The following is an 18,477-nucleotide window of genomic DNA, read 5'->3' as shown; positions in this document are numbered from 1 at the left end:
TATGACATATAAACAGCCTGTCTCGGTGTTAGTCGTGATTTATGCAAAGGACACCGGGAGAGTGCTGATGTTACAGCGACGCGACGATCCTGATTTCTGGCAGTCGGTCACCGGCAGCCTCGAAGAGGGGGAAACCGCGTCGCAAGCCGCCATGCGCGAAGTAAAGGAAGAGGTCGCCATTGATGTTGCGACTGAGCAACTGACCTTAATTGACTGCCAGCGCACGGTGGAGTTTGAGATTTTTAGCCATTTACGTCATCGCTACGCGCCGGGAATTGAGCGTAATACTGAATCCTGGTTTTGCCTGGCACTTCCCTCTGAACGAGAGATCGTGTTCACCGAACATCTGACCTACCGTTGGGTTAATGCGTTCGAAGCCGCGCAGTTAACCAAGTCGTGGAGTAACCGGCAGGCGATTGAAGAGTTTGTAATTAACGTCGCCTGAGAAGGCGCGCTTTTTGGAGAGATTATTTATGGCAGGTCATAGTAAATGGGCCAACACCAGACATCGTAAAGCAGCGCAAGATGCTAAGCGTGGTAAAATTTTCACCAAAATCATTCGTGAGCTGGTGACGGCAGCCAAACTGGGTGGCGGCGATCCGGACGCTAACCCACGTCTGCGCGCCGCGATTGATAAAGCACTGGCTAACAACATGACCCGCGACACCCTGAACCGTGCAATCGCGCGTGGTGTGGGTGGCGACGATGATGCGAACATGGAAACCATCATCTATGAAGGTTACGGTCCTGGCGGCACAGCCGTGATGATCGAATGTCTGTCTGACAACCGTAACCGCACCGTTGCGGAAGTGCGTCACGCATTCACGAAAACGGGCGGCAATCTCGGTACTGACGGTTCCGTATCTTACCTGTTCAGCAAAAAAGGCGTGATCTCTTTTGAACAAGGTGATGAAGACGCCATTATGGAAGCAGCGCTGGAAGCGGGTGCTGAAGACGTTGTGACCTTCGACGACGGCGCGATTGACGTTTATACCGCGTGGGAAGAGATGGGCAAAGTGCGTGATGCGCTGGAAGCGGCTGGTCTGAAAGCGGACGCGGCTGAAGTGTCGATGATCCCCTCCACCAAAGCGGATATGGATGCAGAAACAGCACCGAAGCTGATGCGTCTGATCGATATGCTGGAAGACTGTGACGACGTGCAGGAAGTTTACCACAACGGCGAAATCTCAGATGAGGTTGCTGCAACGCTGGAATGATGTGGTTAAGCCATAAATTAACAGGAGATGCGTGATGTCTATCATTCTCGGCATTGACCCGGGGTCGCGCATCACCGGTTATGGCGTAATCCGTCAGGTCGGTCGACAGTTGACCTATCTGGGAAGTGGATGCATTCGAACTAAAGTGGATGATTTACCATCGCGCCTGAAGCTGATTTATGCGGGCGTATCAGAAATCATCACCCAGTTTCAGCCGGACTACTTTGCCATTGAACAGGTCTTTATGGCGAAAAACGCCGATTCGGCGCTCAAGCTGGGGCAGGCGCGCGGCGTGGCAATCGTTGCTGCCGTTAACCAGGATCTTCCGGTGTTTGAATATGCGGCCCGTCAGGTAAAACAGACAGTGGTGGGGATCGGTAGCGCGGAAAAAAGTCAGGTTCAGCATATGGTGCGCACGCTGCTAAAACTCCCGGCGAACCCGCAGGCGGATGCTGCGGATGCGCTGGCGATTGCCATAACCCACTGCCACGTCAGTCAGAACGCCATGCAAATGAGCGAATCGAGGCTGAATCTGGCGCGAGGTCGGTTACGTTAGTGATAAATGAGGCTGGATATCTATCCAGCCTTTTTTTATGATAGCGCATTACCTTTTAGCCCTTAACGCAGGAGCGTCACGTGATAGGCAGACTCAGAGGCATCATTCTTGAAAAACAACCCCCGCTGGTCCTTCTGGAGACAGGTGGGGTAGGCTATGAAGTTCATATGCCGATGACCTGTTTCTACGAGTTGCCGGAAGCCGGGCAAGAGGCCATCATCTTCACCCATTTTGTCGTGCGTGAAGATGCTCAGTTGCTATATGGCTTTAACAACAAGCAGGAGCGCACGCTGTTTAAAGAGTTAATCAAAACTAACGGTGTGGGACCGAAGCTGGCGCTGGCTATCCTCTCCGGTATGTCTGCGCAACAGTTTGTTAATGCCGTTGAACGCGAAGAGCTTGGCGCACTGGTGAAATTACCAGGCATTGGTAAGAAAACCGCAGAGCGTTTGATTGTTGAAATGAAAGACCGCTTTAAAGGTCTGCATGGCGACCTCTTCACCCCGGCGGCGGATTTGGTACTGACCTCGCCGGCAAGTCCGGTAACGGACGACGCCGAGCAGGAAGCGGTTGCTGCGCTGGTGGCGTTGGGCTATAAACCACAGGAAGCCAGCCGAATGGTGAGCAAGATTGCCCGCCCTGATGCCAGCAGTGAAACCCTGATTCGTGAAGCGCTTCGCGCTGCGCTGTGAGGTAGAGGATGATTGAAGCAGACCGTCTGATTTCGGCTGTCAGCACGACCCCTGAAGATCTGGTGGATCGTGCGATCCGCCCTAAATTGCTGGAAGAGTACATTGGTCAGCCGCAGGTGCGTTCGCAAATGGAGATTTTTATCCAGGCGGCGAAGCTGCGCGGTGACGCACTTGACCATCTGCTGATTTTCGGTCCTCCTGGCCTCGGTAAAACCACGCTTGCCAATATTGTTGCCAATGAAATGGGTGTTAATCTGCGTACCACTTCCGGTCCGGTACTGGAAAAAGCGGGTGACCTGGCGGCAATGCTCACCAACCTTGAACCACACGATGTGTTGTTTATCGATGAAATCCATCGTCTGTCACCGGTGGTGGAAGAGGTATTGTATCCGGCGATGGAAGATTATCAGCTGGATATCATGATTGGTGAAGGGCCGGCTGCACGTTCGATTAAGATTGATCTGCCGCCGTTTACGCTAATCGGGGCGACAACGCGCGCCGGGTCGTTAACGTCACCGTTACGTGACCGCTTCGGTATTGTCCAGCGCCTGGAGTTCTATCAGGTGGCTGACCTGCAGCACATTGTTGGGCGCAGCGCCCGCTTTATGGGGCTGGAAATGAGCGAAGAAGGCGCGCTGGAAGTGGCTCGCCGCGCCCGCGGTACGCCGCGTATCGCCAACCGGTTATTGCGCCGGGTACGCGATTTCGCCGAAGTGAAGCATGACGGCACAATTTCGGCAGATATCGCCGCTCAGGCACTGGATATGCTTAATGTGGATGCGGAAGGATTCGATTATATGGACCGTAAGCTGCTGCTGGCGGTTATCGATAAATTCTTCGGTGGACCGGTAGGACTGGATAACCTGGCGGCGGCGATTGGGGAAGAGCGGGAAACCATTGAGGACGTGCTGGAACCGTATCTGATTCAGCAAGGTTTTCTGCAACGTACGCCGCGTGGACGTATGGCAACTGTGCGTGCCTGGAACCATTTCGGGATCACGCCGCCGGCAATGCCTTAACAATGCAACGCCCGGTAAGCGAAACGCCACCGGGCAGCACACATTCAGCTCGCCTGCTTTTTCATCATGCTGAAAATAAACAGCAGTGCAGCACACAGCACCACAGATGGCCCTGCTGGCGTATCATAGAACGCTGAGAACGTCAGACCGCCTGTAACCGCTATCATTCCAACGCCCACGGCAACGCCGGCCATCTGCTCTGGCGTACGTGCAAAACGGCGTGCGGTGGCCGCAGGGATAATCAGCAATGATGTGATAATCAACGCCCCAACAAATTTCATCGCCACGCCAATCGTTAACGCCGTAACCAGCATCAGCAGTAGCTTTACGCGTTGCAGCTTCACGCCATCGACAAATGCCAGATCCGGGCTGATGGTCATCGACAACAGGTTACGCCACTGCCAGAACAAAATCGCCAGAACGATAACCACGCCAATGGCGATGGAGATGAGATCTTCTGGCGTCACGGCGAGCAAATCACCAAACAGGTAGGCCATCAGATCCACTCGGATGTTGGACATCAGGCTAACGACAACCAGCCCTAATGACAGCGCACTGTGGGCCATAATGCCCAGTAAGGTATCAATCGCGAGGTGAGGGCGTTTCTCCAGCCATACCAGACCGCCAGCCAACAACAAAGTGACGGCAATTACCGCATAGAAAGGGTTTACATCCAAAAGCAGGCCAAAGGCGACCCCCAGCAGCGACGCGTGGGCCAGTGTATCACCGAAATAAGACATTCGACGCCAGACCACAAACGAGCCAAGCGGGCCAGCGGCACAGGCCAGCATGATCCCGGCTAACCAACCGGGTAATAACAATTCAATCATGAGTGACCATTTCCCCGGCGTAAGACAATACGACCCTGTAAATCGTGGCGGTGATTATGATTATGACGGTATATTCCGAGTTGTTCGGCGCCGCGTTGTCCGAACATTGAGATGAATTCCGGATGCATGGAAACCACTTCCGGCGCGCCGGAACAACAAATATGATGGTTCAGGCACAGTACCTCATCGGTTTTTGCCATCACCAAATGCAGATCATGGGAAACCATCAGTACGGCGCAATCCAGTTCACGTCGCAATTGGTCGATAAGATCGTAAAGTGCGACTTGCCCATTGACATCCACACCCTGGGTTGGCTCGTCAAGCACCAATAACTGAGGCTTATTCAATAAAGCACGAGCCAGCAGGACGCGTTGCGTTTCTCCACCAGAGAGTTTTTGCATCGACGCATTCATCAGATGCCCGGCCTGAACGCGCTTCAGCGCCGGAAGAATATCCTCTTTTTTGGTGCCGGGACGTAAGCGCAAAAAGCGACTTACCGTCAGCGGAAGCGTAGTATCGAGGTACAGTTTTTGCGGCACATAGCCAATCCGCAGTTGTCCATTACGCTTGATAACTCCCTCATCAGCCGCTACCAGCCCTAATACAACGCGCACCAGCGTAGACTTCCCTGCTCCATTAGGGCCGAGAAGCGTCAAAATTTTACCGGGTCGAAGTTCAAGCGAAACGTCAGAAAGGACGCGGCGTTGACCATAAGAGACCGAGACATTTTCCAGTGAAACCAAAGTCGTCATATCAATTTTAGTCTTGCAGAAGTTATAGAATGTTATAATATCACATTTCTTACATTCATTACGATGATTGGTCGCATTATGTTACATAAAAATACGCTTCTTTTCGCAGCATTATCTGCTGCTCTTTGGGGTAGTGCAACACAGGCAGCAAATGCCACTGTCGTGGCTTCTCTTAAGCCGCTGGGGTTTATCGCTTCAGCCATTGCAGACGGGGTTACTGACACCCAGGTTTTGCTACCTGACGGGGCGTCCGAACACGATTATTCATTGCGTCCTTCAGACGTAAAACGCTTACAGGGCGCGGACTTAGTCGTTTGGATTGGGCCTGAGATGGAAGCGTTTATGGAAAAATCAGTCAAGAATATTCCTAACGCAAAACAGGTAACGATTGCGCAGCTCAATGACGTGAAACCGTTACTCATGAAAGGTGCCGATGACGACGATGACGATCATGGACACAATGATGCTGGCGGCGAAAAAAGTGACGAGCATCACCATCATGGCGATTACAACATGCATCTTTGGCTTTCCCCAGAGATAGCGCGGGCCTCAGCGGTTGCAATCCATGAAAAATTAGTGGAACTTATGCCGCAAAGTCGAGCCAAACTTGACGCCAACCTGAAGGATTTTGAGGCACAATTAGCCGCAACCGATAAGCAGGTAGGTAACGAGCTCGCGCCGCTCAAGGGGAAAGGTTACTTCGTTTTTCATGACGCCTATGGCTATTACGAAAAACACTACGGATTAACACCGCTTGGTCACTTTACCGTGAACCCTGAGATTCAACCTGGTGCGCAGCGTTTACATGAAATAAGAACACAGTTGGTTGAGCAAAAAGCAACCTGCGTTTTTGCTGAGCCACAGTTCAGGCCAGCGGTCGTTGAAGCTGTTGCGAGAGGGACATCCGTTCGAATGGGAACGTTGGATCCGCTCGGAACGAATATCAAACTGGGTAAAACAAGCTATTCAGCGTTTTTGAACCAATTAGCCAACCAGTATGCGAGCTGCCTGAAAGGAGATTAATGAGGAAGTGAATACGTGCAACAGATAGCCCGCTCTGTCGCTCTGGCATTTAATAATCTGCCGCGACCCCATCGCGTTATGCTGGGGTCGCTTACCGTACTGACATTGGCTGTCGCCGTCTGGCGACCCTATGTTTACCATCCCGATTCTGCCCCCATCGTCAAAACAATCGAGCTGGAAAAAAGCGAGATTCGCTCGTTGTTGCCTGAGGCCAGTGAACCTATCGACCAGGCCGCTCAGGAAGACGAAGCCATCCCACAGGATGAACTGGATGACAAAACGTCTGGTGAAGCTGGCGTGCATGAGTATGTCGTCTCCACGGGTGATACGCTGAGCAGCATTCTGAATCAGTACGGCATCGATATGGGAGACATCAGCCAGCTCGCAGCGTCCGACAAAGAACTGCGAAACCTGAAAATTGGTCAGCAGCTTTCCTGGACGTTAAGCGCAGAAGGTGAGTTGCAGCGTCTGACCTGGGAAGTTTCCCGCCGCGAAACCCGTACTTACGATCGCACCGCGACGGGTTTCAAAATGAGCAGTGAAATGCAGCAGGGCGATTGGGTTAACAGCCGAATCAAAGGCACGGTGGGCGGAAGTTTCGTCGCCAGCGCCAAAGAAGCCGGGCTGACCAGCTCTGAAATCAGCGCAGTCATTAAGGCCATGCAGTGGCAGATGGATTTCCGCAAGCTGAAAAAAGGCGATGAGTTCTCGGTACTGATGTCGCGCGAAATGCTTGACGGTAAACGTGAGCAAAGCCAGCTGCTGGGCGTGCGTTTACGTTCTGAAGGCAAAGATTATTACGCCATCCGTGCGGAAGACGGTAAATTTTATGATCGCAACGGTACCGGTCTGGCGAAAGGTTTCATGCGTTTCCCTACGGCGAAGCAGTTCCGCATCTCCTCAAACTTTAACCCGCGTCGCCTGAACCCGGTGACAGGGCGCGTTGCGCCGCACAAAGGCGTCGACTTTGCGATGCCGCAAGGGACGCCGGTGCTGTCGGTAGGTGATGGCGAAGTGGTGGTGGCCAAACGCAGTGGTGCAGCCGGATATTATGTTGCCGTGCGTCATGGTCGCACCTATACCACGCGCTATATGCACTTACGTAAGCTGTTGGTCAAACCAGGACAAAAAGTGAAACGTGGCGATCGTATCGCGCTGTCAGGCAATACGGGGCGTTCAACGGGTCCGCATCTGCACTACGAAGTTTGGGTTAACCAACAGGCTGTTAACCCGCTGACGGCGAAACTGCCGCGTACAGAAGGGCTGACCGGTTCAGATCGTACCGATTACCTGGCACAGGTGAAAGAGGTTGTGCCTCAGTTGCGTTTCGATTAATTACTACACTGAAAAAGCCGGTACGCATAGCGTGCCGGCTTTTTTATTTTGTACGGCGCACGGTGCGCCGCTACACTATCAGCAGATTTACTTTTCGCGGCACCAGACACTGGAAGAGCATGGAAACGAAAAAAAAGAATATTGAGTATATCCCTGAGTTTCACAAATCATTTCGCCATCCGCGCTACTGGGGCGCCTGGCTGGGTGTGGCGGCGATAGCTGGCATTGCGTTAACGCCAGCATCATTTCGTGATCCTATTCTGGCAAAGCTCGGACGGCTTGCCGGAAGACTGGGAAAAAGCTCGCGTCGCAGAGCATTGATCAATTTATCTCTCTGCTTTCCTGAACGTAGCGAAGCTGAGCGTCAAGCCATTGTTGATGAGATGTATGCAACTGCGCCTCAGGCGATGGTCATGATGGCAGAACTGGCGATACGTGGTCCGGAGAAAATTCAGAATCGGGTTGACTGGCAGGGGCTGGAAATCATTGAAGAGATGCGTCGCAACGATGAAAAGGTGATCTTTCTGGTTCCTCATGGTTGGGGCGTAGATATCCCGGCGATGTTGATGGCGTCCCAGGGGCAGAAAATGGCTGCGATGTTTCACAACCAGGGAAATCCGGTATTCGATTATGTCTGGAACACGGTGCGCCGACGCTTTGGTGGTCGTTTGCATGCGCGAAATGATGGCATCAAACCATTTATCCAGTCCGTGCGTCAGGGATATTGGGGTTACTATCTGCCGGATCAGGATCATGGTCCTGAGCATAGCGAGTTTGTCGATTTTTTTGCTACCTATAAAGCCACGTTGCCGGCGATTGGTCGCCTGATGAAGGTCTGTCACGCCCGCGTCGTGCCACTGTTTCCGGTGTACGATGGTAAAACGCATCGGCTGACGATTCATGTTCGTCCACCAATGGATGACATCCTGACCGCGGATGACCACACCATTGCCAGACGAATGAACGAAGAGGTGGAGATTTTTGTCACGCCACATGTCGAACAATACACCTGGATTTTGAAACTGCTTAAGACACGTAAGCCTGGCGAAATTGAGCCCTATAAGCGCAAAGATCTTTATCCGAAGAAATAAAAAAAAGCCTCTCAAACGAGAGGCTTTTTTATATTTGAGCCACTTATTCTACGGTCAGAATACGTGTGGTATTAGTTGAGCCTATAGTGCTCATCACATCGCCCTGGGTCACGATCACCAGATCACCCGAAACCAGATAGCCTTTATCGCGCAGCAAGTTCACCGCTTCATTAGCAGCAACGACACCGTCTGTTTCGCTGTCGAAGTGAACCGGGGTGACGCCGCGGTACAGGGAGGTCAGATTCAGCGTACGCTCATGACGAGACATCGCGAAAATCGGCAGACCAGAGCTGATACGAGAAGTCATCAGCGCGGTACGACCAGATTCCGTCATCGCGATGATAGCGGTAACCCCTTTAAGGTGGTTAGCGGCGTACATCGCTGACATAGCAATGGCTTCTTCAACGTTATCAAACTGCACGTCAAGGCGGTGTTTAGAGACATTGATGCTTGGGATTTTCTCCGCGCCCAGACAAACGCGGGCCATTGCCGCGACGGTTTCCGCCGGATACTGACCTGCTGCTGTTTCTGCAGAGAGCATAACGGCATCGGTACCATCAAGGACGGCGTTCGCCACGTCCATTACTTCTGCACGGGTCGGCATTGGGTTGGTGATCATCGACTCCATCATCTGGGTAGCGGTGATAACTGCCCGATTCAGCTGACGCGCGCGACGAATTAATGCTTTCTGAATGCCTACCAGCTCAGGATCGCCAATTTCAACGCCCAGGTCGCCACGCGCCACCATTACTACGTCGGAAGCCAGAATGATGTCATCCATCGCATTCTGGTCGCAGACGGCTTCTGCACGTTCTACTTTGGCGACGATTTTCGCATCGCAGCCAGCGTCGCGCGCCAGACGGCGGGCATAGTTCAGATCCTCGCCGCAGCGTGGGAAGGAGACGGCCAGATAGTCAACGCTGATTTGCGCGGCGGTGATAATGTCGGCTTTGTCTTTTTCGGTCAGAGCTTCAGCAGAGAGGCCGCCGCCCAGTTTGTTGATGCCCTTGTTATTAGACAGCGGGCCACCAACGGTCACTTCGGTGAAGACTTTCATGCCCTGAACTTCGAGCACCTTGAGCTGAACGCGACCGTCATCAAGCAGCAGGATATCACCAGGCACGACGTCAGCAGGCAGCCCTTTATAATCAATGCCGACTTTTTCTTTGTCGCCTTCGCCTTTGCCAAGGTTGGCGTCTAACAGAAACTTGTCGCCAACATTAAGGAATACTTTACCTTCTTTAAAGGTAGAAACGCGGATTTTAGGTCCCTGCAGGTCACCCAATATAGCTACATGACGTCCCAGTTTTGCGGCAATTTCACGGACCTTATCCGCCCGCAATTTGTGATCTTCTGGAGAGCCGTGAGAAAAGTTCATACGTACAACGTTCGCACCCGCGGCGATAATCTTTTCAAGGTTGTTATCGCGGTCAGTTGCCGGGCCTAACGTGGTAACGATTTTGGTTCTGCGAAGCCTTCTGGACATGTAATACTCCGTTGACTGAAACAACTTGGTGTTGCGTGAACATTAATCCGGCCGTTCTCAAACATTAACGGTAAAATGAACAACCCGGATGATAAAAGGGTAGAACATTGTTATTGCTTTTAGCGGTCATCACTCTTGATGAGTAATTCTTTATCAAAACGCGATTCCTTGAGCGCTTCCTTGACACGCTTCAAGTTATCTCTAAATTTTGCCCCACGGCGCAAAGTAAATCCTGTAGCCAGCACATCTATCACGGTCAGTTGAGCAAGTCGAGAGACCATGGGCATATAAATGTCAGTATCTTCCGGTACATCGAGGGTAATTGCCAGCGTTGCTTCACGCGCCAGCGGCGTGCCGGGAGATGTGAGGGCGATAACCATCGCGTCGTTTTCCCTGGCCAACTGCGCCAGCTCAACCAGACTTTTGGTTCTTCCGGTGTGAGAAATAAGCACAATGACGTCGTCGTCGCTACAATTCATACAGCTCATACGTTGCAGAACAATATCGTCGGAATAGATTACCGGTACGTTAAATCGGAAAAATTTATTCATCGCGTCATGCGCGACTGCAGCGGAAGAACCCAGGCCAAAGAAGGCAATTTTTTTCGCCTGGGTTAACAAATCTACCGCCCGGTTTACCGCCGCGTTATCCAGCGACTGGCGGACGTGGTCGAGACTTGCCATCGCTGACTCGAAGATTTTCCCCGTGTAACATTCTACGCTGTCATCCTCATCCACATTGCGATTAACATAAGGAGTGCCATTGGCCAGACTTTGCGCCAGATGCAGTTTAAAATCAGGGAAGCCGCGTGTGTCCATACTGCGACAGAAACGGTTAACCGTCGGCTCGCTGACATCGGCCTCAGCGGCAAGCGCCGCGATGCTTGAATGGATTGCCCGCTCGGGAAAGGCAATAATGATATCGGCGACTTTACGCTCTGACTTGCTCAAATGTTCCAGTTTTAACTGGATTTTTTCCAGCATATTCATGATGTAGGTAGACTCATGGGTCATGGACAAAACGATTTCAGCAATAAGGGGAAATCGGGGCATAATTCAGTGTATAGATATTACCCCTGCTGATGCGGCAACGGGGCAAAATAGACAGGATAGTTGTTGTTTTTTTTCATTACATGATCGGAGTCTGGTTTTCTTACTTCGTCATGGGTACGAAAAAAGGCGACTTTTTTGTCCATTTTGCTGCGGTAAACGACAATTAAGCGTCTGTTCGCGGTAACAGCACGGCTGGATAAGCGTTTACGGTTTCCGGATTCACGTAAAAGCAGTACAGTGCACTGTAATAAAATTACAACCAGTGTCTGGCAGAAGCACCAGGTACTTAATTGAGGAGAATGACATGGCGGTAACGCAAACAGCCCAGGCATGTGACCTGGTCATTTTCGGCGCGAAGGGCGACCTGGCGCGGCGGAAATTGCTGCCTTCCCTGTATCAACTGGAAAAGGCCGGTCAGATTAACCCGGAAACCCGTATCATCGGGGTAGGGCGTGCCGACTGGGACAAAGCAGCCTATACCAAGGTTGTGCGCGAAGCGCTCGAAACCTTCATGAAAGAAAAGATCGATGAAGGTTTATGGGAAACCCTCAGTGGTCGTCTGGAGTTTTGTAATCTGGACGTCAATGACACTGCCGCGTTCAAACGTCTGGGCAAAATGCTGGATCAAAAATCGCGTACCACCATTAACTATTTTGCGATGCCGCCGAGCACCTTTGGCGCGATCTGCAAAGGCCTGGGTGAAGCAAAGCTGAATGCTAAACCCGCCCGCGTGGTGATGGAAAAACCGCTGGGCACGTCGCTGGCGACATCCAGGGAGATCAACGATCAGGTTGGCGAGTACTTCGAAGAGTGTCAGGTTTATCGTATTGACCACTATCTCGGCAAAGAGACGGTTCTGAACCTGCTGGCACTGCGTTTTGCTAACTCCCTGTTTGTGAACAACTGGGATAACCGCACTATTGATCACGTAGAAATTACCGTGGCTGAAGAAGTCGGTATTGAAGGTCGCTGGGGCTATTTTGACCAGGCAGGTCAAATGCGCGACATGATTCAGAACCACCTGCTACAAATTCTGTGCATGATCGCGATGTCTCCACCGTCCGATCTGAGCGCCGACAGCATCCGTGACGAAAAAGTGAAGGTGCTGAAATCGCTGCGTCGCATCGATCGTTCGAACGTACGTGAAAAAACGGTTCGCGGTCAGTACACCGCAGGCTTTGCCCAGGGCAAAAAAGTGCCGGGATACCTGGAGGAAGAAGGCGCGAACAAGAGCAGCAATACGGAAACGTTTGTGGCGATCCGTGTGGATATCGATAACTGGCGCTGGGCGGGCGTTCCGTTCTATCTGCGTACCGGTAAACGTTTACCGACGAAGTGCTCAGAAGTCGTGGTTTACTTCAAAACGCCTGGGCTGAATCTGTTCAGAGAGTCCTGGCAGGATCTGCCGCAGAACAAGCTGACCATTCGTTTGCAGCCTGATGAAGGTGTTGATATCCAGGTACTTAACAAAGTGCCTGGTCTGGATCATAAACATAATCTGCAAATTACCAAGCTTGATCTGAGCTATTCCGAAACCTTCAATCAGACGCACCTTGCTGATGCCTATGAGCGCCTGCTGCTCGAGACGATGCGTGGTATCCAGGCGCTGTTTGTGCGTCGTGATGAAGTTGAAGAAGCATGGAAGTGGGTCGACTCGATTACTGAAGCCTGGGCGATGGACAACGACGCGCCGAAGCCGTATCAGGCAGGTACCTGGGGACCGGTTGCTTCTGTGGCCATGATCACCCGTGATGGTCGTTCCTGGAACGAATTCGAGTAAAATGTCATCTAGCCCATTGGTGTTATTTTACCGGTAACATGATCTAACACAGATTGTAGAATAATTTTTGCACTTTTAAGCTCCGCGTGGATTCACCCGCGGGGCTTTTTTTATTACACTGCCTGAAACGATTTTGCCCTTGAGCTACGGCTAACAAGCGATTCAGCTGTTTTTAACCCATCTGAAGCACATTGTTAATCCAACGCTCTGACAGATAAATTTCAGGAGCCTCTATGAATCCGAATTTGTTACGCGTAACACAACGTATCGTCGAACGTTCTCGTGACACACGTTCCGCCTACCTCGCCCGTATTGAACAAGCGAAATCAACTACCGTTCATCGCTCACAGCTGGCATGCGGTAACCTGGCCCATGGTTTTGCCGCGTGTCAGCCGGACGACAAAGCTTCGCTGAAAAGCATGCTGCGTAACAATATCGCGATTATTACCTCCTATAACGACATGCTTTCCGCGCATCAACCGTATGAACACTATCCGGCCATCATTCGTAAAGCGCTGCATGAAGCCAATGCGGTAGGCCAGGTCGCAGGCGGTGTGCCGGCTATGTGTGATGGTGTGACCCAGGGACAGGATGGGATGGAACTGTCCCTGCTGAGTCGTGAAGTGATTGCGATGTCGGCTGCGGTGGGCCTTTCCCACAATATGTTCGACGGCGCGTTGTTCCTCGGCGTGTGCGACAAAATTGTTCCAGGTCTGGTGATGGCGGCACTGTCATTTGGGCATCTGCCTTCAATATTTATCCCTTCCGGTCCGATGGCGAGTGGTCTGGCGAACAAAGAAAAAGTGCGTATCCGTCAGCTGTATGCTGAAGGTAAAGTCGATCGTATGGCGCTTCTTGAATCCGAGGCGGCGTCTTATCACGCACCGGGAACCTGTACGTTCTACGGCACAGCAAATACCAACCAGATGGTGGTGGAGTTTATGGGGATGCAATTGCCAGGCTCCTCATTTGTGCACCCAGATGCGCCGCTGCGTGAAGCGCTGACCGCAGCAGCAGCCCGTCAGGTGACGCGCCTGACCGGCAACGGCAATGAATGGATGCCGATCGGTAAAATGATCGATGAAAAAGTGGTGGTGAACGGGATTGTCGCGCTGCTTGCGACCGGGGGCTCAACCAACCATACGATGCACCTGGTGGCCATGGCGCGCGCAGCCGGTATTCTCATTAACTGGGACGACTTCTCCGATCTGTCCGATATCGTGCCGCTGATGGCGCGTCTGTACCCGAATGGACCGGCAGACATTAACCACTTCCAGGCGGCGGGTGGGGTACCGGTATTAATGCGTGAGCTGCTTAACGCGGGTCTGCTGCATGAAGATGTGAACACCGTCGCTGGATTCGGTTTATCACGCTACACCATGGAGCCGTGGCTTAACAATGGTGAACTGGACTGGCGTGAAGGGGCGGCGAAGTCGCTGGACAGCAACGTGATTGCCACCTTTGACCAACCTTTCTCTCATCATGGCGGCACCAAAGTGCTGAGCGGAAACCTTGGCCGAGCGGTGATGAAAACATCGGCGGTTCCGGTAGAAAACCAGATCATCGAAGCACCGGCGGTTGTCTTTGAAAGTCAGCACGATGTGTTACCGGCGTTTGATGCGGGTCTGCTTGACCGGGATTGCGTGGTGGTTGTGCGTCATCAGGGACCAAAAGCGAACGGAATGCCAGAATTACATAAACTCATGCCGCCACTTGGTGTATTATTGGACCGTTGTTTCAAAATAGCGTTAGTTACTGATGGACGACTTTCAGGTGCTTCAGGTAAAGTGCCTTCAGCAATCCATGTAACTCCGGAAGCCTATGATGGCGGGCTGCTGGCAAAAGTACGCGATGGCGACATCATTCGTGTGAATGGACAGACAGGTGAATTAACGCTGCTGGTTGATGAAGAGGAACTTGCTTCTCGTCAGCCTCACATTCCTGACCTCAGCGCATCGCGCGTGGGTACTGGCCGTGAAATGTTCAGCGCGTTGCGTGAAAAGCTGTCCGGTGCGGAGCAGGGCGCAACCTGTATCACTTTTTAAGACTTATTTTGTAATCAGGCGAGAGAAAACTCTGATGAAAAACTGGAAGACAAGTGCAGAAGCAATCCTGACCACTGGCCCGGTTGTACCGGTTATCGTGGTTAATAAACTGGAGCACGCGGTGCCAATGGCAAAAGCGCTGGTTGCAGGGGGCGTGCGCGTTCTGGAAGTGACCTTACGTACCGCATGTGCGATGGATGCCATTCGCGCGATCGCCAAAGAAGTTCCGGACGCTATCGTTGGTGCGGGTACCGTACTGAATCCACAACAGCTGGCTGAAGTTACCGAAGCGGGGGCGCAATTTGCTATTAGCCCTGGCCTGACCGAACCGCTGCTGAAAGCCGCAACCGAAGGCACTATTCCGTTAATCCCGGGTATCAGCACCGTTTCTGAACTGATGCTGGGTATGGATTACGGTTTGAAAGAGTTCAAATTCTTCCCGGCGGAAGCGAACGGCGGTACTAAAGCGCTGCAGGCGATTGCGGGTCCGTTCTCACAGGTCCGTTTCTGCCCAACCGGTGGTATCTCTCCGGCGAATTACCGTGATTATCTGGCACTGAAAAGCGTACTGTGCATCGGCGGTTCCTGGCTGGTTCCGGCAGATGCGCTGGAAGCGGGTGATTACGATCGCATAACCAAACTAGCTCGTGAGGCTGTTGAAGGCGCGAAGCAGTAATTGCGCAAAATGCCCGGTAATCATTACCGGGCCTGCGAGTCTGTAACGGGCCATTCGGCCCGTTTTTTTATCCTTTTACCTTCACCTGTGCGGCCGCATTTTTTGCCCGAATCACCGCGTCCTCAATATTCTGCGCGGTAGTCAGCACCACGCCCAGACGACGGCTACCGTCGATTTCCGGTTTGCCGAAGAATCTAACTTGCATACCTGCGCCCACGGCGGCCTGAACGTTATCAAATGTCACATTCTGACTGGTAAGCTGCGGCAGAATAACGGCGGAAGCTGAAGGTCCATACTGGCGGATTGCGCCAACGGGCAGACCGAGGAATGCGCGAACGTGCAGGGCAAACTCGGACAGATCCTGCGAAATTAAGGTCACCATACCCGTATCGTGAGGGCGAGGGGAAACTTCGCTGAAAATTACCTCATCACCGCAGACGAACAGTTCGACCCCAAACAGTCCGTAGCCGCCCAGCGCCAGCACCACCTTACGGGCAATCTCCTGCGCGCGTGCCAGTGCCAGTTCACTCATTTGCTGTGGCTGCCAGGATTCACGATAATCGCCATCCTCCTGACGATGTCCAACCGGCGCGCAGAAATGCACGCCATCAACGGCACTGACGGTAAGCAGGGTGATTTCAAAATCAAAATTCACTACGCCTTCGACGATAACGCGCCCGGCACCAGCCCGGCCACCCTGTTGAGCATAATCCCAGGCTGTAGTGAGCTGATCGGCTGAACGGATAAAACTCTGTCCTTTACCAGATGAACTCATTACTGGTTTCACGATGCAGGGATAGCCGATTTCAGTGACGGCTTCGCGAAAGCGGGCCTCGCTGTCAGCAAAGCGGTAAGAAGAGGTTGGTAGAGACAATTCTTCGGCGGCGAGTCGACGGATCCCTTCGCGGTTCATGGTCAGTTGCGTAGCCCTGGCGCACGGCACGACACGCTGGCCTTCCTGTTCCAGTTTTACCAGCATATCCGTAGCAATCGCCTCGATTTCCGGCACGATATAATGTGGTTTTTCACGCTCTACGAGTTGGCGTAATGCTTCGCCGTCCAGCATGTTGATTACGTACGAGCGGTGGGCAACGTGCATGGCTGGTGCGTCGGGGTAACGATCCACGGCAATGACTTCCACACCCAGGCGTTGACATTCAATTGCCACCTCTTTACCTAGTTCACCCGAACCTAATAACATCACTCGCGTTGCTGCGGGACGCAGCGCTGTGCCTAATAACGTCATAAATTAATCCCCTGTTTTATCTGAGCGCAGTATAAACGAAAACGTTTGCGTCTGTCTTTATTACCAGGTTGATTTCGAGGCACAAAAAGAATATACTGTACATAAATACAGGTGATTTAAGAGGCTGCAAAAATGGCGGTTGAAGTTAAATACGTAGTCATTCGGGAAGGTGAGGAAAAAATGTCGTTTACCAGCAAAAAGGAAGCCGATGCGTATGACAAAATGCTTGATACAGCGGATTTGCTCGACACATGGCTGGAGCAATCGCCGGTAGCGCTTGAAGACGAGCAGCGCGAAGCGCTTTCCCTGTGGCTGGCTGAGCAAAAAGATGTACTAAGCACCATTCTGAAAAATGGCAAATTGCCATCGCCACAGGCGGTCGAAAACGACGCGCACGGTGAAGATGATACTCAGGCTGCCTGAAACGACTTGCGCTCCTGACGTTTTGTACCATGCTTTTCCCTGAATCATTGTGCAATCCCTGACGTCATTTCTCATTGCTACAAGCAATCTGAAGGACGAAGGGGAGTTTAAGGAGAAAAGAATGTATAAAAAAAGAGCGTTGTTGAGCCTGCTGCTGCTGTCTGCCAGCGCATCTGTATTTGCGGCAAATATGGAAAGTAAAAATGTCCAGTTCCCTAAGTGTGAGGGACTGGACGCTAAGGGTATTGCGGCGAGCGTGAAACGTGATTATCAACAAAATCGCATCGCGCGCTGGGCTGACGATCAAAAACGCGTCGGGCAAGCCGATCCTGTCGCCTGGGTCAACACACCCGATATTACGGGCAAAGACGGTAAATGGTCTGTTCCTCTGACGGTTCGCGGTAAAAGCGCGGATATTCACTATCAGGTAAAAGTCGATTGCAAAGCCGGAACGGCGGAATATCAGCCGCAGTAACGGAGGTATTTGCACATCTTTTGATGACCAGGACACTTCCTGACATCCCCTCGGGTACGCTTTGATGATTATTCGTCTGTACTTGAGGGGCAAAATGGCTAACTGGCTGAATCAACTACAATCTCTTCTTGGGCAAAAAGGATCCTCCGCGTCATCTTCTGGCGAGCAAGGGCTGAGTAAACTTCTGGTTCCGGGCGCGTTAGGCGGTCTGGCTGGATTACTGGTTGCCAACAAATCTTCACGTAAATTACTGAGTAAATACGGCACCAGCGCACTTCTGGTGGGGGGCGGTGCGGTTGCCGGGACTGTGTTATGGAACAAATACAAGGATAAAGTCCGCGCAGCGCATCAGGATGAGCCGCAGTTTGGTGCACAAAGCTCTCCGCTGGATGAGCGAACCGAACGTCTGATTCTGGCGCTGGTTTTTGCGGCAAAAAGCGATGGCCATATTGATGCCAAAGAACGTAGCGCTATTGAGCAGCAGCTCCGTGAAGCGGGCGTGGAAGAGCAGGGCCGCGTTTTGATTGAGCGCGCCATCGAACAACCGTTAGATCCTCAGCGCCTGGCGCAAGGTATCCGCAATGAAGAAGAAGCGCTGGAAATTTACTTCCTGAGCTGTGCGGCGATCGATATCGACCACTTTATGGAGCGTAGTTATCTGAATGCGCTGGGCGATGCGTTGAAGATCCCGCAGGATGTTCGTGAGGGCATTGAACAGGATCTCAAGGAACAAAAACAGGCTTTACCGGGTTAAATACTTACCGCTAAGGTGCATGTTT

Annotated in this window: 19 protein-coding genes; 14 read left to right on the top strand and 5 right to left on the bottom strand. The window is 52.2% G+C overall.

Translation table 11 applies throughout. The annotated features are described in order from the left end of the window. The first annotated feature begins 1 nt into the window (after position 1). The 5 genes from nudB to ruvB all read left to right on the top strand — a co-directional run bounded on the left by nudB (position 2) and on the right by ruvB (position 3,484). Complete coding sequence (gene nudB, locus On2M_RS17440) at positions 2–445, top strand: dihydroneopterin triphosphate diphosphatase (RefSeq protein WP_151219488.1); 444 nt, start codon at positions 2–4, stop codon at positions 443–445. Between the two features lie 28 nt (positions 446–473). Beyond that, positions 474–1,217 carry a YebC/PmpR family DNA-binding transcriptional regulator gene (locus On2M_RS17435; RefSeq protein ID WP_151219515.1) on the top strand — a complete coding sequence of 248 codons (744 nt, stop codon included), beginning with the start codon at positions 474–476 and terminating at the stop codon, positions 1,215–1,217. 34 nt (positions 1,218–1,251) lie between these two features. Next, on the top strand, positions 1,252–1,773 hold the full coding sequence (gene ruvC / locus On2M_RS17430) for a crossover junction endodeoxyribonuclease RuvC (protein ID WP_006176048.1): 522 nt from the start codon (positions 1,252–1,254) through the stop codon (positions 1,771–1,773). Between the two features lie 80 nt (positions 1,774–1,853). Further along, positions 1,854–2,465 carry a Holliday junction branch migration protein RuvA gene (gene ruvA, locus On2M_RS17425; protein WP_005120694.1) on the top strand — a complete coding sequence of 204 codons (612 nt, stop codon included), beginning with the start codon at positions 1,854–1,856 and terminating at the stop codon, positions 2,463–2,465. An 8-nt stretch (positions 2,466–2,473) separates the two neighbouring features. Next, positions 2,474–3,484, top strand: coding sequence for a Holliday junction branch migration DNA helicase RuvB (gene ruvB / locus On2M_RS17420; protein WP_151219487.1), 1,011 nt, complete (start codon positions 2,474–2,476; stop codon positions 3,482–3,484). Positions 3,485–3,528: 44 nt separating this feature from the next. Here ruvB and znuB read toward each other — a convergent pair whose 3' ends face one another. Further along, positions 3,529–4,314, bottom strand: coding sequence for a zinc ABC transporter permease subunit ZnuB (gene znuB, locus On2M_RS17415; RefSeq protein WP_003034874.1), 786 nt, complete (start codon positions 4,312–4,314; stop codon positions 3,529–3,531). Then, positions 4,311–5,066, bottom strand: coding sequence for a zinc ABC transporter ATP-binding protein ZnuC (znuC, locus tag On2M_RS17410; protein WP_210905212.1), 756 nt, complete (start codon positions 5,064–5,066; stop codon positions 4,311–4,313). The genes znuB and znuC overlap by 4 nt, the downstream gene beginning before the upstream one ends. A gap of 78 nt (positions 5,067–5,144) precedes the next feature. On the opposite strand from znuC, the gene znuA reads away from it, so the two are divergent. From znuA to lpxM, 3 genes are all read left to right on the top strand, one after another. Then, positions 5,145–6,089 carry a zinc ABC transporter substrate-binding protein ZnuA gene (gene znuA / locus On2M_RS17405; protein ID WP_151219486.1) on the top strand — a complete coding sequence of 315 codons (945 nt, stop codon included), beginning with the start codon at positions 5,145–5,147 and terminating at the stop codon, positions 6,087–6,089. Positions 6,090–6,104: 15 nt separating this feature from the next. Then, complete coding sequence (gene mepM / locus On2M_RS17400; protein ID WP_151219485.1) at positions 6,105–7,424, top strand: murein DD-endopeptidase MepM; 1,320 nt, start codon at positions 6,105–6,107, stop codon at positions 7,422–7,424. 119 nt (positions 7,425–7,543) lie between these two features. Continuing rightward, positions 7,544–8,515 (top strand): lauroyl-Kdo(2)-lipid IV(A) myristoyltransferase, encoded by a 972-nt coding sequence (gene lpxM, locus On2M_RS17395; protein ID WP_187252269.1) that lies wholly within the window; start codon positions 7,544–7,546, stop codon positions 8,513–8,515. Positions 8,516–8,558: 43 nt separating this feature from the next. Here lpxM and pyk read toward each other — a convergent pair whose 3' ends face one another. After that, positions 8,559–10,001 (bottom strand): pyruvate kinase, encoded by a 1,443-nt coding sequence (gene pyk, locus On2M_RS17390; protein ID WP_003034890.1) that lies wholly within the window; start codon positions 9,999–10,001, stop codon positions 8,559–8,561. Between the two features lie 119 nt (positions 10,002–10,120). Further along, the gene (locus On2M_RS17385; protein ID WP_151219514.1) at positions 10,121–10,990 is read right to left on the bottom strand and encodes a MurR/RpiR family transcriptional regulator; all 870 of its coding nucleotides are present in this window, start codon (positions 10,988–10,990) and stop codon (positions 10,121–10,123) included. Positions 10,991–11,357: 367 nt separating this feature from the next. Between On2M_RS17385 and zwf the strand changes: the two genes are divergently transcribed. From zwf to kdgA, 3 genes are all read left to right on the top strand, one after another. Next, the gene (zwf, locus tag On2M_RS17380) at positions 11,358–12,833 is read left to right on the top strand and encodes a glucose-6-phosphate dehydrogenase (RefSeq protein ID WP_187252270.1); all 1,476 of its coding nucleotides are present in this window, start codon (positions 11,358–11,360) and stop codon (positions 12,831–12,833) included. Positions 12,834–13,066: 233 nt separating this feature from the next. Beyond that, a complete protein-coding gene (edd, locus tag On2M_RS17375; RefSeq protein ID WP_151219483.1) occupies positions 13,067–14,878 on the top strand; it encodes a phosphogluconate dehydratase in 1,812 nt (603 codons plus the stop codon). Between the two features lie 34 nt (positions 14,879–14,912). Then, positions 14,913–15,554 (top strand): bifunctional 4-hydroxy-2-oxoglutarate aldolase/2-dehydro-3-deoxy-phosphogluconate aldolase, encoded by a 642-nt coding sequence (gene kdgA / locus On2M_RS17370; RefSeq protein ID WP_003034901.1) that lies wholly within the window; start codon positions 14,913–14,915, stop codon positions 15,552–15,554. Positions 15,555–15,621: 67 nt separating this feature from the next. Here the strand turns inward: kdgA and purT are convergent, their stop codons facing one another. After that, entirely contained in the window at positions 15,622–16,800 is a 1,179-nt protein-coding gene (gene purT / locus On2M_RS17365) for a formate-dependent phosphoribosylglycinamide formyltransferase (RefSeq protein ID WP_151219482.1), read from the bottom strand. A 132-nt stretch (positions 16,801–16,932) separates the two neighbouring features. On the opposite strand from purT, the gene yebG reads away from it, so the two are divergent. The 3 genes from yebG to On2M_RS17350 all read left to right on the top strand — a co-directional run bounded on the left by yebG (position 16,933) and on the right by On2M_RS17350 (position 18,452). Then, positions 16,933–17,223 carry a DNA damage-inducible protein YebG gene (yebG, locus tag On2M_RS17360; RefSeq protein ID WP_151219481.1) on the top strand — a complete coding sequence of 97 codons (291 nt, stop codon included), beginning with the start codon at positions 16,933–16,935 and terminating at the stop codon, positions 17,221–17,223. Positions 17,224–17,344: 121 nt separating this feature from the next. Then, entirely contained in the window at positions 17,345–17,698 is a 354-nt protein-coding gene (yebF, locus tag On2M_RS17355; protein ID WP_151219480.1) for a protein YebF, read from the top strand. Positions 17,699–17,792: 94 nt separating this feature from the next. Further along, complete coding sequence (locus tag On2M_RS17350) at positions 17,793–18,452, top strand: tellurite resistance TerB family protein (RefSeq protein WP_061068073.1); 660 nt, start codon at positions 17,793–17,795, stop codon at positions 18,450–18,452. Positions 18,453–18,477 lie beyond the last annotated feature (25 nt).

The sequence above is a fragment of the Citrobacter sp. On2M genome, from assembly GCF_018035235.1.
In the GTDB taxonomy this organism is placed as follows: Bacteria; Pseudomonadota; Gammaproteobacteria; order Enterobacterales; family Enterobacteriaceae; genus Citrobacter; species Citrobacter meridianamericanus.
The sequence above is the reverse complement of the archived record's forward strand: the minus strand, read 5'-3'. Positions and strand labels throughout refer to the sequence as shown.

Excerpts from the sequence above, each read along its gene's own strand:
- nudB (WP_151219488.1), top strand. The coding sequence starts at position 2 with ATGACATATAAACAGCCTGTCTCGGTGTTAGTCGTGATTTATGCAAAG.
- On2M_RS17435 (WP_151219515.1), top strand. The coding sequence starts at position 474 with ATGGCAGGTCATAGTAAATGGGCCAACACCAGACATCGTAAAGCAGCG.
- ruvC (WP_006176048.1), top strand. The coding sequence starts at position 1,252 with ATGTCTATCATTCTCGGCATTGACCCGGGGTCGCGCATCACCGGTTAT.
- ruvB (WP_151219487.1), top strand. The coding sequence starts at position 2,474 with ATGATTGAAGCAGACCGTCTGATTTCGGCTGTCAGCACGACCCCTGAA.
- znuB (WP_003034874.1), bottom strand. The coding sequence starts at position 4,314 with ATGATTGAATTGTTATTACCCGGTTGGTTAGCCGGGATCATGCTGGCC.
- znuC (WP_210905212.1), bottom strand. The coding sequence starts at position 5,066 with ATGACGACTTTGGTTTCACTGGAAAATGTCTCGGTCTCTTATGGTCAA.
- znuA (WP_151219486.1), top strand. The coding sequence starts at position 5,145 with ATGTTACATAAAAATACGCTTCTTTTCGCAGCATTATCTGCTGCTCTT.
- lpxM (WP_187252269.1), top strand. The coding sequence starts at position 7,544 with ATGGAAACGAAAAAAAAGAATATTGAGTATATCCCTGAGTTTCACAAA.
- pyk (WP_003034890.1), bottom strand. The coding sequence starts at position 10,001 with ATGTCCAGAAGGCTTCGCAGAACCAAAATCGTTACCACGTTAGGCCCG.
- On2M_RS17385 (WP_151219514.1), bottom strand. The coding sequence starts at position 10,990 with ATGAATATGCTGGAAAAAATCCAGTTAAAACTGGAACATTTGAGCAAG.
- zwf (WP_187252270.1), top strand. The coding sequence starts at position 11,358 with ATGGCGGTAACGCAAACAGCCCAGGCATGTGACCTGGTCATTTTCGGC.
- edd (WP_151219483.1), top strand. The coding sequence starts at position 13,067 with ATGAATCCGAATTTGTTACGCGTAACACAACGTATCGTCGAACGTTCT.
- kdgA (WP_003034901.1), top strand. The coding sequence starts at position 14,913 with ATGAAAAACTGGAAGACAAGTGCAGAAGCAATCCTGACCACTGGCCCG.
- purT (WP_151219482.1), bottom strand. The coding sequence starts at position 16,800 with ATGACGTTATTAGGCACAGCGCTGCGTCCCGCAGCAACGCGAGTGATG.
- yebG (WP_151219481.1), top strand. The coding sequence starts at position 16,933 with ATGGCGGTTGAAGTTAAATACGTAGTCATTCGGGAAGGTGAGGAAAAA.
- yebF (WP_151219480.1), top strand. The coding sequence starts at position 17,345 with ATGTATAAAAAAAGAGCGTTGTTGAGCCTGCTGCTGCTGTCTGCCAGC.
- On2M_RS17350 (WP_061068073.1), top strand. The coding sequence starts at position 17,793 with ATGGCTAACTGGCTGAATCAACTACAATCTCTTCTTGGGCAAAAAGGA.